This is a genomic window from Janthinobacterium agaricidamnosum NBRC 102515 = DSM 9628 (assembly GCF_000723165.1).
Taxonomy (GTDB): Bacteria; Pseudomonadota; Gammaproteobacteria; order Burkholderiales; family Burkholderiaceae_D; genus Janthinobacterium; species Janthinobacterium agaricidamnosum.
In genome coordinates this window covers 4,526,725-4,537,673 of the sequence record NZ_HG322949.1, presented here as the reverse complement: position 1 = coordinate 4,537,673, position 10,949 = coordinate 4,526,725, and the positions used below count along the sequence as shown (strand labels likewise).

The 10,949-nt window shown below is 59.2% G+C and carries 12 protein-coding genes; 6 read left to right on the top strand and 6 right to left on the bottom strand.

Going from position 1 to position 10,949, the window contains the following annotated elements; genetic code table 11:
• Window positions 1–5 precede the first annotated feature (5 nt).
• Entirely contained in the window at window positions 6–221 is a 216-nt protein-coding gene (locus GJA_RS19525) for a hypothetical protein (protein ID WP_144241597.1), read from the top strand.
• Window positions 222–238: 17 nt separating this feature from the next.
• On the opposite strand, the gene GJA_RS19520 is transcribed toward GJA_RS19525, so the two are convergent.
• The 3 genes from GJA_RS19520 to GJA_RS19510 form a co-directional block, all read right to left on the bottom strand.
• Window positions 239–904 (bottom strand): DUF1345 domain-containing protein, encoded by a 666-nt coding sequence (locus tag GJA_RS19520; protein WP_038495584.1) that lies wholly within the window; start codon window positions 902–904, stop codon window positions 239–241.
• 37 nt (window positions 905–941) lie between these two features.
• Window positions 942–2,204, bottom strand: coding sequence for an MFS transporter (locus GJA_RS19515; RefSeq protein ID WP_038495581.1), 1,263 nt, complete (start codon window positions 2,202–2,204; stop codon window positions 942–944).
• Window positions 2,205–2,325: 121 nt separating this feature from the next.
• Window positions 2,326–3,351 carry a CDP-6-deoxy-delta-3,4-glucoseen reductase gene (locus GJA_RS19510; protein WP_038495578.1) on the bottom strand — a complete coding sequence of 342 codons (1,026 nt, stop codon included), beginning with the start codon at window positions 3,349–3,351 and terminating at the stop codon, window positions 2,326–2,328.
• A 12-nt stretch (window positions 3,352–3,363) separates the two neighbouring features.
• On the opposite strand from GJA_RS19510, the gene GJA_RS19505 reads away from it, so the two are divergent.
• The 4 genes from GJA_RS19505 to GJA_RS19490 all read left to right on the top strand — a co-directional run bounded on the left by GJA_RS19505 (window position 3,364) and on the right by GJA_RS19490 (window position 5,404).
• Window positions 3,364–4,266, top strand: a complete 903-nt coding sequence (locus GJA_RS19505; RefSeq protein WP_038495575.1) for an NAD-dependent epimerase/dehydratase family protein — start codon at window positions 3,364–3,366, stop codon at window positions 4,264–4,266.
• 45 nt (window positions 4,267–4,311) lie between these two features.
• Window positions 4,312–4,512: a hypothetical protein gene (locus tag GJA_RS19500; RefSeq protein ID WP_038495572.1), complete on the top strand. Its 201-nt coding sequence runs from the start codon at window positions 4,312–4,314 to the stop codon at window positions 4,510–4,512.
• A 161-nt stretch (window positions 4,513–4,673) separates the two neighbouring features.
• Window positions 4,674–4,925, top strand: coding sequence for a hypothetical protein (locus GJA_RS26875; RefSeq protein ID WP_081905496.1), 252 nt, complete (start codon window positions 4,674–4,676; stop codon window positions 4,923–4,925).
• 239 nt (window positions 4,926–5,164) lie between these two features.
• Window positions 5,165–5,404: a hypothetical protein gene (locus GJA_RS19490; protein WP_038495566.1), complete on the top strand. Its 240-nt coding sequence runs from the start codon at window positions 5,165–5,167 to the stop codon at window positions 5,402–5,404.
• 132 nt (window positions 5,405–5,536) lie between these two features.
• On the opposite strand, the gene GJA_RS19485 is transcribed toward GJA_RS19490, so the two are convergent.
• From GJA_RS19485 to GJA_RS19475, 3 genes are all read right to left on the bottom strand, one after another.
• Window positions 5,537–6,268, bottom strand: coding sequence for a hypothetical protein (locus tag GJA_RS19485; protein WP_038495563.1), 732 nt, complete (start codon window positions 6,266–6,268; stop codon window positions 5,537–5,539).
• 178 nt (window positions 6,269–6,446) lie between these two features.
• Window positions 6,447–8,324: a sensor histidine kinase gene (locus GJA_RS19480; protein ID WP_038500499.1), complete on the bottom strand. Its 1,878-nt coding sequence runs from the start codon at window positions 8,322–8,324 to the stop codon at window positions 6,447–6,449.
• Window positions 8,325–8,553: 229 nt separating this feature from the next.
• A complete protein-coding gene (locus tag GJA_RS19475; RefSeq protein WP_038495560.1) occupies window positions 8,554–10,320 on the bottom strand; it encodes a glutamine--tRNA ligase/YqeY domain fusion protein in 1,767 nt (588 codons plus the stop codon).
• A gap of 256 nt (window positions 10,321–10,576) precedes the next feature.
• Here GJA_RS19475 and GJA_RS19470 point away from each other — a divergent pair, with 256 nt between their 5' ends.
• Entirely contained in the window at window positions 10,577–10,867 is a 291-nt protein-coding gene (locus tag GJA_RS19470) for a DnaJ domain-containing protein (protein ID WP_038495557.1), read from the top strand.
• Window positions 10,868–10,949: the final 82 nt, after the last annotated feature.

Here is a 10,949-nt window from a genome sequence, read left to right as displayed (position 1 = left end):
GGGAGATGGAGGCGATCGATCCGGATCCGACCGGCCGCGAAAACGGATACATGGGCGGCGGTTATCTGAGTTTCCGGCGTATCTACATGGGCTCGGACAGCTTCAAGCCGATGGGCGCGCAATATGCCGGACTGGCTCCTGCCGGACATGAGGCACAGCGCGGGGAGGCTATCGCCGGCCGCCATCCCCATCCGCAGCAAGAAGCACAAAAAACCGCATAAACATGCGAGGCTGGCCGCTAGCCGTTAATCAGCCCCGCCGCGATATTGATCGACAGCCCCAGCACCACCAGATTGAAGAAAAACGTCAAAATCGATTGCCCTAGCACGATCTTGCGCATCAGGCGGCCATGCACCGCGACATCCGAGGTTTGTACCGCCACCGCGATGGTGAATGAGAAATACAGGAAATCCCAGTAATCCGGCTCTTGCTCGCCATCGGGAAATTGCAGCGGCCGTTCGCTCGCTTCGGCGCGGTAATACAAATGCGCGTAGTGAAAACAGAACAGCGTGCCGACCAGGAACCAGGAGCCGATCAGCGTCAACACCGTGAAGCCGTAATGCAGCGCCTTTTGGTCGGACGGCATTTCCTTTAATTCGGACAGTTGCGACACGATCGCGGCCAGGCTCATCACGGAGGCCACCGACAAGGCCGCCAGCACCACCGCCGCGCGCTCGTCCTGTTTGGCGGAAATCTGTTTGACCTTGCGATGGTCGGCCCGCAGCATCATCCAGCCCATCGTGATCAGGTAAAACCAGACCGCCACGTTCCATGCCGCCAGCAAGCGGGTCATGCCGTGCCAGTCGTCGGGCAGCAAGCATCCGACGGTCACACCGATGCCGATCGCCAGGCTCAAATGCGGGCGGCTGCGGATGAAGTGGTGGAACGGGATCGGCATGCGCATGGCGGTAACTTTTTATTATCCAGTGGATATCTTAGCGCTAAGCAGGTTTTGCGGTCGCCTTCCTGGCTGCCTCTTCCTTTTCATGATGGGGAAATTTGTCCATGCGCGACAACACCGGGAAGATGACCGCCCAGATGCCGGTCACGGCCAGCGTGGCGGCGCCGCCGAACAGGATCGCGCGCACCAGGCCGAACCAGCCTGCCGTGACGCCGGATTCGAATTCGCCCAGTTCATTGGAGGCGCCGATGAAGACGGAATTGACGGCGCTGACGCGGCCGCGGATTGCATCCGGCGTTTCGAATTGCACCAGCAAGTGACGGATGTAGACGCTGACCATGTCGCCGACGCCCATCAGGAACAGCGCGGTCAGTGCGACGAAAAAGCTGTTGGTCGCGCCCAGCGTCAGGGTGGCGCAGCCGAACACGGCCACGCCGCCGAACATCCACGCGCCGATGCGGCGGGTGATCGGGAAGAAGGCCAGCGCCACCGAGCACAGCGCGGCGCCGATGCCGGGCGCGGTGCGCAGCAAGCCCAGGCCGCTCGGGCCGATGTGCAGCACGTCGTGCGCCAGCGCCGGCAGCAGCGCGGTGGCGCCGCCGAACAGCACGGCGAACAGGTCGAGCGAAATGGCGCCCAGCACGATCGGCCTGGACCAGACGAAACGCAAGCCTTCCAGCACCGTGTGCCAGCTGGCCGGTGCGCGGTTCAGCGCTTGCGGCGCCGGCTTGGTCAGGCGCATCAGGATCACCGAAATCACCAGCAACACCGATGAAATCAGGTACACCACTTTCGGCCCGGCAATGTACAGCAGGCCGCCCAGCGTCGGGCCGAGGATCACCGCGATATGAAAGCTCGATGAACTCAGCGCCACGGCCTTGCTGAAGCTTTCGGTCGGCACCATGTTGACCAGCACCGCTTGCGTGGCCGGCATCATGAAGGCGCGCGCGCTGCCGAACAGCACCAATACGGCGAACACCGGCCACACCACCGACAGGCCGGCCAGCGTAAAGGCCAGCAAGGCCAGCGCGCACAGCAGTTGCGCGAACAGGCACCAGGCGATGATGTTGCGCCGGTTGTAGCGGTCGGCGGCGTGGCCGGCCACCAGGATCAACAGCAGGAAGGGGGCGAATTGGGCCAGGCCGATCAGGCCCAGGTCGAACAGGCTGCCGGTCAGTTGGTAGACTTGCCAGCCGATCGCCACGCTTTGCATTTGCACCGCCAGGGTGCCGAGCACGCGGGCCGACAGGTAAAAGGTGAAGTTGCGATGCCGTAAAACGCTGAAACCGGAGGGCAGTGACATGAAGGCTTTCTGGGGGAGGCTGAGCTGGCTGAAATATTCTTCAGCATTGTGCCTGATGTTTCCTTCAGTTGCATCAGGCTCAGCTTTACCCCCACGGCCGCTCGATACTGTGCTTGATACTTTATCTGGCCAGGTCCGCTTCGGTGGTGAAGGCGTCCGCGAGGAACTCGTCTGCCGGCAATTTGCATAATTGCACGAAGTCGCGCCGGGCCGAGTCGACCACCACCGGTGCGCCGCAGGCGTACACCTGGTAGCCGGACAGGTCCGGCAAGTCGTCGATGACGGCCTGGTGCACGAAGCCGCCGCGGCCGTTCCACTGGTCGTCGGCCTGCGGATTCGACACCACCGGCACGTAGCTGAAGTTCGGCAGCTCGGCCGCCCACTGGCGGCACAAGGCATCCATGTACAAATCCTGCGGCCGGCGTCCGCCCCAATACAGTGTCATCGGACGTTGCGACTTGAGGTGTATCATCTGTTCGACGATGGCCTTGATCGGCGCAAAACCGGTGCCGGAGGCCAGCAACACCATCGGTTTGTCGGAATCTTCGCGCAGGAAGAAGGTACCCAGCGGACCTTCGAAACGCAGGATATCGCGCTCTTTCATCGTGCCGAATACCTGGTCGGTGAACAGGCCGCCCGGTAAGTGGCGGATATGCAACGTTACCGGGCCTTCGGCACCGGGCGCGCTGGCCATGCTGTAGCTGCGGCGCTTGCCGTCGCGCAACATGAATTCGATGTATTGGCCGGCGCGGTATTGCAGGCGTTCGCTGGCCGGCAATTGCAAGGTCAGCACCACCACGTCGGGCGCCACTTTATCGATCGTGGTGACGCGCGATGGCATTTTCTTGATCGGGAAGTCGCCGCTGCCGGCCACTTCGCGGGCTTCGATGACCAGGTTGGCATCCGTGGTGGCGCAGCAAAACAGCGAAAAACCGGCTGCCGCTTCTTCCGGCGTCAACGCGCGTTGCTGATGTGCTTTATGCTGTACGGAACCGGAGACAATCTTGCCCTTGCAGGAACCGCAAGCGCCGTTTTTGCAGCCGTATGGCAAACCCACGCCGGCGCGTATCGCGGCGGCCAGCACCGTTTCGTCCGCTTCGCAGCTAAACTGGTGACCGCTGGGCTGAACGGTAATTTGAAAAGTCATACTATCCTTGAGATGAAAAACACAATAATTCAACACTTCAACCGGCCGCGCCTGCTGATCCTGGGCTGCGGCGATGTGGGCATGCGTCTGCTGCCGCTGCTGCGCGAGCGTTTCCGCGTCTTTGCCGTCACCAGCCAGGCCAGCCGCTGCGCCGAGTTGCGCGCCGCCGGCGCGCTGCCGATCGTCGCCGACCTGGATGACCGGTCCAGCCTGGCCCGCTTGTCCGGCCTGGCCAGCCATGTTGTGCATCTGGCGCCGCCGCAAGCCGATGGTGTGCTGGACCGGCGCACGCGAAATCTGAGCGCCATTTTACCTGAGCGCGGCCATCTGGTTTATATCAGTACCAGCGGCGTTTATGGCGATTGCCGCGGCGCGCTGATCGATGAAACGCGGCCGGTGGCGCCGAATAATGCGCGGGCGCGGCGTCGCGTCGACGCGGAACAAGTGTTGCGCGGCTGGGCGCGGCGCAGCGGCGGCAACTTGTCGATCTTGCGCGTGCCGGGCATTTACGCATCCGACCGCCTGCCATTGAAGCGCTTGCGGGAAGGTACGCCGGCCTTGAACGAGGAGGACGATGTCTACACCAACCATATCCACGCCGACGACCTGGCGCACATCATTGCGCGGGCGCTGTGGCACGCCTTGCCGTGCCGGGCGTATCACGCGGCAGACGACAGCGACATGAAAATGGCGGCCTATTTCGATGCCGTGGCCGATACCTTCGGCTTGCCGCGCCCACCCCGGCTGGCGCGCGCCGAATTAAAGGAGGCGGTGTCGCCGGTATTGCTGTCGTTCATGTCCGAGTCGCGGCGCATGCTGAACCACCGCATCAAGCAAGAGTTGGGCGTGCGCCTGGCCTATCCCCGCGTGGCGGATGCTCTGCGGCAAATGACAGCGGATGCTACGTTAAAATGACGGCTTGGAATTTCCCGTATCCCTCAAGACAATAGGATGTAACGCATGACGTACGAAGAATACCTGGACGAAGTCACCACCTTGATCACCGAAAAATACCATCTGTCGGATGCCGCCGCGATCAAGCTGGTGATGCAGGCGCAAGATGCCGAATTTTTTATTCCGCACGATGACAATGATACGATGCGCAATGTCGACCAGGCGCACCGCGACGCCAAGACTTTGTTCGAAGGCAAGGCAAAATAAGCGTGTGCGCCAGTGCGACATGCTGCCGGTACTTTTGACGAGGATCAAACAGGCTGTCACTATGCCACGATATTGTGAGCAATGTCGTGGCGTTTTGTCACCAGTTTGATAGCTAATGTGCCGTATCCCAGCATTGGGACAGACATCGTCAGGAGTACCCCATGCATCAGACCCACCACCCATCCAAGGAACAAGTGCGTGCGTATATGCAACAGCGCACGCGGCAAGCGCGAGCTACCCGCAAACCACCCCCGCCCCCCGAAGAAATCCGTCGCCAACTGGGCTGGACCCGGGGCGAGCAACATCATCCCGGCATCCAGGGCTGGGTATTTTCGATCGAGATGGCGCAGTTCGGCGCTCTGCTGACCGTACAATGGTTAGTTAATGCCAACAGTTTTCACTGTCGTCATTAATGATTCCAGGCAAGCTTTTTGTTTTTGCGTTATCCTCTAGCACATATTTTGTGCGTCAAATCTCTCCAAAGATCACAAAATAGCTCTAAGTTAAGCAAACACTAACAAAAAAGAGTATTATATTGCTTATGGGCTAAAAATCGCATGGAACAGTGTTGGTTTTTAGTGTGTTTTCCTTTGTTTTTGTGCAACGGTGATCTCAGCACCGTTGCACAAGGTCATCAAGTACGGATCTCGAAATGTCTATTAAACAAATTACTTCTTTGCCTACCTACAATCCTAACCGCGTTCTGGACGCGATCATTGACAAACTGCAACTGAAAAACGATGCAGCCTTGTCGCGCGCGCTGGAAGTGGCGCCACCGGTGATCAGCAAGATTCGTCACAACACCTTGCCTATCGGTGCCACCATCCTGATACGCATGCATGAAATCAGCGATTTCAGCATCCGCGAATTGCGCGAATTGATGGCTGCCTGATTGCCGTTTTAGAACGGTTTTCAGACGCCTGTCTGAATCTTATCATACTGCCATGAGAATTCGGCAGACAGTTTCGGCTTGCCGAGTGACTGATCTGTTGTTTTTTCATGCTCCAGACTTCTGCCAAGCAATTCAGGCCAGCGGCAGGGCCGGGCGTTCCGAGTAAAAGCGGCTGCGTTTTTCCGCTTTTTCCTTGGACGCCTGGGCCACACGCGCCGACCAGGCAGTTTGACCTGCTGCGTCTTCTTGCGCCACGCGAGCCGACCATGCGGTCTGCTTTGTTGCGTCTTGTTGCGCCACACGGGCCGACCATGCGGTGTGACCTGTTGCGTCTTGTTGTGCCACGCGGGCCGACCATGCGGTCTGCTTTGTTGCGTCTTGTTGCGCCACACGGGCCGACCAGGCAGTTTGACCTGTTGCGTCTTGTTGCGCCACGCGGGCCGACCATGCTGCCTGCTTATGGTCGCCGTGCGCCGCGCCGCGCACATAGGCTACGCCGAAAGTTTCTTCGTATAGTTCTTTCATGCGCGATCCCATGCGCTGATGGGCTTCTTCATCCGCTTCACCGCGCAAACCGACATACGGGAAATGATGCAGGAAGTAGCCAAACACCGCGTCGCAATCGGCGGCGTATTTCATCGTGTCCAGGATATGGTAGTGCCAAAAGGTATCGACATCGACCAGCGGCGCCGCTTCTTCATTCGGGAACTTCAGCATCAGCATCAGGTAGCGCCGGTACTCCAATTCCACCGCATTGGCTTTTTCCAGGCTCCAGCCCTCGCCGGATTCCTGGTGCATCAATTTGACTTTGATCGGGTCCAGATCCAATGCGTTGATGGTATCGAAGCGGTCGTGTGAATTCATGGTCAATTCCTTTGAGTGTGGCCCCGCCTGCGCGGGGCGGTCTTGCAGTTGGCCAGCCGCCTGTGCTGGAAAGACTCTGCAATTTACAAATCAGTATTGATAAAAAGCATTAATATTGATTTTGCTCGTAGGAAATGAACGTGGTATTGATATTTATCAACATTCTGTAAGGAAATTCCTAACCGGCCTTCACGGTATCCCAACCGGCGTGCTGGCTGGTCTCGTATTCCATGTAGTGCTCCACATATGGGTAGGCGGGGCCGCCCTTGATCGGCACCGAAACGTGGATGGTCATGCCGGCGCCTTGGCTGCTGTGGATGGCAAGCTCGCCGCCGAGCAGCTTGATGCGTTCTTCGATGCCGACCAGGCCGAAGGAGCCGGCTTTGCTGCGTCCGCCGTCCGCCGCGCCGACGCCGTTGTCTTGCACGGTCATCGACAAGGTGTCGCCATCGCTGCACAAGTCGATTTGTACCCGGCTGGCATTGGCGTGCTGGAAAATATTGCTCAGCGATTCTTGCAAGATGCGGAAAAATGCCGTCGCGCAATGGTCGTTGAGGCAAATATCGGCCTGGCTTTCATTAAATTCGCAGACGATGCCGGTACGGTTCTGGAATTGCGCCACCTGCCATTCGACCGCCGCGCTCAAGCCCAGGTCCAGCACATTCGGCCGCAAATCGTTGATGATCTGGCGCACGCTCTTGATGGTCAGGTCGATCTGGCCCAGCGTCGAGCGGGCCCGCGCGTTCAGGCGCGGATGGCGCCCTTCGGTGCGCGACGCCAGCATGTCGGCCTCGATCCGCAGCACCAGCAGGTTTTGTCCGAGGTCGTCGTGGATTTCGCGGGCGATGCGCTTGCGTTCCTCTTCCTTGATCTGGTCGGCATGGGCCGCCAGCCGGCGCAGCTTTTGGTGCGAGATTTGCAGTTTTTCCTGGCTGTCGCGCAACTCCCTGGTCATGTCGCGCGCCATCTGGATGGCCCGCATGCGCGATGACGACAGCGTGTGGAACAGCGCATACATCAGCATGCAGCCGGTAAAGCCGGCCAGCATCGACAGCAAGGGGAAATACGTATCGAAACTGGTGTACAGGTCGCTTTTGAGGATGCTGAAATTGGCATGCCACAGGCGGCCGTTGTAATCGATCGGCAGGGTGGCATTGAAGGTGGCGTTGGACGATGGATGCCACCACGGCGATGGCTGCGGTGGCGGCCGGTTGTCGAACAGCGGCGCCAGGTGGCGTCCGACGCCGTTGCTGTCGGTCAGCGGGCCGCCGTCATACAACGCCAGGCGCATGTCTTGCAGCGGCATTTCCTGCAACACGCTATGGATCATGACTTGCAAATTGAAGCCGATGCCGATCGAGCCGATATACGCGGCGCGGCGCTGTTCGACGTTTTCCAGGGGCAAGCCGGCGCGATACACCGGCATGCGCATCGCCAGCCCGGTCATGCTGGGCTTGTTCGGCACCATGATCGGCTGGCCTGAATTATTGACGACGCCACGGTCGCGCGCATCGTAGATGACGCGCGCCTTGTACGGCGTGGCCGCCAGGTCGAGACCGAAATTGGCCGGCGCGCTGGCCATCGGTTCCATCAGCGTCAGGATCGCATAGCTGTCGCGCTTGCCCGGCGGATGCAGCGTGAAGGGCGGATACCCGCTACTGTCGCCCTGTTCTTCCTTGCGCATCGCCGCCGCGAAGGCTGGCCAGCCGGCATCGGTGACGTGGGTGGCGAAGTTGATGGTTTCAATGGCCGGAAAGTGTACGGGCAGCGCCAGGCTGGCGACATAGTGGTGGAATTGCTTGCGCGATACCGTATCCGATGCATGGAACAGGCTGGCCGCGCCGCGCAGCAAGTCGGCATACGATTTGATGCGCGCATTGATGCTGTATTGCGCGTTGCTCGACAAATCATTGAAGCGCTGTTGCGAATCGGCTTCGATCGAGGTGGTGGTGCCGACGTAAAACAGCAGGCCGACCAGCGCAGAGAGCAAGATGCCGGTCCACCATAGCGGCTTGCCGGGAGTGCGGGGGATTTTCTTGCCGGGTAAGGAATGCATGGTGTGCCACATCAGGAGATCGTTGTATCAGGTCTGTCACGCGGCAAGACAGTTTCCGCCCAGCATGTTAAATTTTTTTTAACAGCGCACCAATATACAAACCAAGCCCAAGCGGCGTCAACTGATTTTGTTTCTGGTGCTTTAGTTCTGTTGATAAATATTAAGCAAGGTCTGAAAAAAACCGCCCAGGCATTGGCCTGGGCGGGTTTTGGCATAATCAATGCGCGTCTTATTTGGCGACCCAGCTATCCTTCAAGGTCACGATGCGGTTGAACACCAGCTTGCCCGGCTGGCTGTCGACCCGGTCGGTGACGAAATAACCGTGCCGCTCGAACTGGAAGCTGGTCGCGGCGGCGATGTCGCCCCAGCCCGGTTCCAGATAGGCTTGCACCACTTCCTTGGCCAGCGGATTGAGTAATTGCTTGAAATCCTTGCCACCGGCATCCGGTTGCGCATCGGTAAACAAACGGTCGTACAGGCGCACTTCGGCCGGCACGGCGGTGACCGCGCTGATCCAGTGGATATTGCCCTTGACCTTGTAGTTGGCGCTGCCTTCGGTGCCCGATTTGCTGTCTTCAAAGTAATTGCAATGCACGGCGATGACTTTGCCGTTCTCATCCTTGTCGTAGCCGGTGCATTCGACCACGTAGCCGTAGCGCAGGCGCACGCGGCTGCCCGGCTTGTCGTCGATCGGCGGGTACAAACGGAAATATCCCTTGCTCGGCACTTCCAGGAAATCGTCTTCCTCGATCCACAATTCGCGCGTGATCGGGAAAGTGCGCAAGCCGCGTTCCGGGAAATGCGGATGCACCGGCGCGCTGCATGCGACGCTGGCCGCCGCATCGAAATTATCGATGATCAGTTTTAACGGACGCAGCACGGCGGCGGCGCGCGGCGCTTTCGGGTCCAGGTCTTCGCGCAGGCAGCCTTCCAGCGTGCTGTAGTCGATCCAGCCATCCGACTTGGTGACGCCGGTGCGTTCGCACATCAACTGGATCGCTTCCGGCGTGTAGCCGCGGCGGCGCATGCCGACCAGCGTAGGCATGCGCGGATCGTCCCAGCCGTCGACGATGTTCTCTTCGACCAGCTGGCGCAGCTTGCGCTTGCTGGTGACGATATAGGTCAGGTTCAGGCGCGAGAATTCATATTGGCGCGGCACCGGTTGCTTGAAAAAGCCGCCGGCCGACAGGGTTTCCAGCAGCCAGTCGTAGAACGGGCGGTGATCCTGGAATTCCAGCGTGCACACGGAATGGGTGATGTTTTCCAGCGCATCCGAAATCGGGTGCGTGTAATCGTACATCGGGTAAATGCACCACGCATCGCCGGTGCGGTGATGGTGCGCATGGCGGATGCGGTAGATCGCCGGGTCGCGCAAGTTCATGTTCGGCGACGACATCGCGTCTGCGCTGACCTTGGCGCGCAAGATATGTTCGCCATCCTTGAACTGGCCCGCTTTCATCGCGCGGAACAGGGCCAGCGATTCATCGGCGGGACGCTCGCGGAACGGCGAATTCTTGCCGGCCTGGCCGAAATTGCCGCGGTTGGCCGCCATGTCTTCGGCGCTCTGGCTGTCGACATACGCAAAACCGGCCGTGATCAGGTATTCCGCCATCAGATACAGTTGCTCGAAATAATCGCTGGCGTAGTGCAAATGGTTTTCCAGGCCGTTGGCACCGGTCGATTCCCAGTTGAACCCCAGCCACTTGACGCTGTCCATGATGGTATCGACGTATTCCTGTTCTTCCTTGGCCGGATTGGTGTCGTCGAAACGCAGGTTGCAGCGGCCGGCGTAATCGCGCGCCAGGCCGAAGTTCAGGCAGATCGATTTGGCGTGGCCGATATGCAGATAGCCGTTCGGTTCCGGCGGGAAGCGGGTGATGACTGGTGGCAAGCCGTCGCGGGTGTGCGTGCCGGCCGCCAGGTCGGCTTCAATGATGTTGCGCAGGAAATTGGCCGCTGGGGCTGGCGCGGCGCTGCTGTTTTTATCGTTGCTCATTAATGATTACTTACTTAGAAAGTGTCAGTCAGGGCATTTTACCGTACGTCGCGCGCTTTTCCGGCGATCTCGGCCCGGCCCGCCCATATTTGTAAAATTGTTGCAAACGGGGCATGGTTTTGCAAGAGGAAGGTGGTTTTATCGCCTTCCAGCGTGCCAAAACCATCCATTTGGGGCCGATTTCAGGCGTCAGCCGGACGCCGCCGCTTTTCTATAGGATAATTCGTCTTTAATTGTTTTGGCATGCGAGCCCCTCATGGAAAATTTATACAATGTCCTCGGAGTGGCGCCGAATGCCAGCGACGACGAGATCAAGAAGGTTTATCGCTCGCTGGCGATGCGCTTTCACCCCGACCGCAACCAGGCGCCCGGCGCCGAAGCGCGTTTCAAGAGCATTACCAAGGCGTATGAAATCCTGGCCGACCCGGTCAAGCGCGCCGAATACAACCAAAGCGTGAACCACCGCATCATCATCGATCCGGAAGCGGAAGCTTACGCGCTGTGGCGTTCGGTATTCAATTTGCACGGTAGCAGCTTGCCAGCCTGAAGCGCCTGTTTGCCAGGTGTGAACCACGTTTGATTATGAAGTGGCGCTCCGTGTAGCGCCTTTCAACTATTGGAAAGAAGAA

Excerpts from the sequence above, each read along its gene's own strand:
- GJA_RS19515 (WP_038495581.1), bottom strand. The coding sequence starts at position 2,204 with ATGTCACTGCCCTCCGGTTTCAGCGTTTTACGGCATCGCAACTTCACC.
- GJA_RS19500 (WP_038495572.1), top strand. The coding sequence starts at position 4,312 with ATGACGTACGAAGAATACCTGGACGAAGTCACCACCTTGATCACCGAA.
- GJA_RS19475 (WP_038495560.1), bottom strand. The coding sequence starts at position 10,320 with ATGAGCAACGATAAAAACAGCAGCGCCGCGCCAGCCCCAGCGGCCAAT.
- GJA_RS19480 (WP_038500499.1), bottom strand. The coding sequence starts at position 8,324 with ATGCATTCCTTACCCGGCAAGAAAATCCCCCGCACTCCCGGCAAGCCG.
- GJA_RS19510 (WP_038495578.1), bottom strand. The coding sequence starts at position 3,351 with ATGACTTTTCAAATTACCGTTCAGCCCAGCGGTCACCAGTTTAGCTGC.
- GJA_RS19485 (WP_038495563.1), bottom strand. The coding sequence starts at position 6,268 with ATGAATTCACACGACCGCTTCGATACCATCAACGCATTGGATCTGGAC.
- GJA_RS19505 (WP_038495575.1), top strand. The coding sequence starts at position 3,364 with ATGAAAAACACAATAATTCAACACTTCAACCGGCCGCGCCTGCTGATC.
- GJA_RS19525 (WP_144241597.1), top strand. The coding sequence starts at position 6 with ATGGAGGCGATCGATCCGGATCCGACCGGCCGCGAAAACGGATACATG.
- GJA_RS19470 (WP_038495557.1), top strand. The coding sequence starts at position 10,577 with ATGGAAAATTTATACAATGTCCTCGGAGTGGCGCCGAATGCCAGCGAC.
- GJA_RS19520 (WP_038495584.1), bottom strand. The coding sequence starts at position 904 with ATGCGCATGCCGATCCCGTTCCACCACTTCATCCGCAGCCGCCCGCAT.
- GJA_RS19490 (WP_038495566.1), top strand. The coding sequence starts at position 5,165 with ATGTCTATTAAACAAATTACTTCTTTGCCTACCTACAATCCTAACCGC.
- GJA_RS26875 (WP_081905496.1), top strand. The coding sequence starts at position 4,674 with ATGCATCAGACCCACCACCCATCCAAGGAACAAGTGCGTGCGTATATG.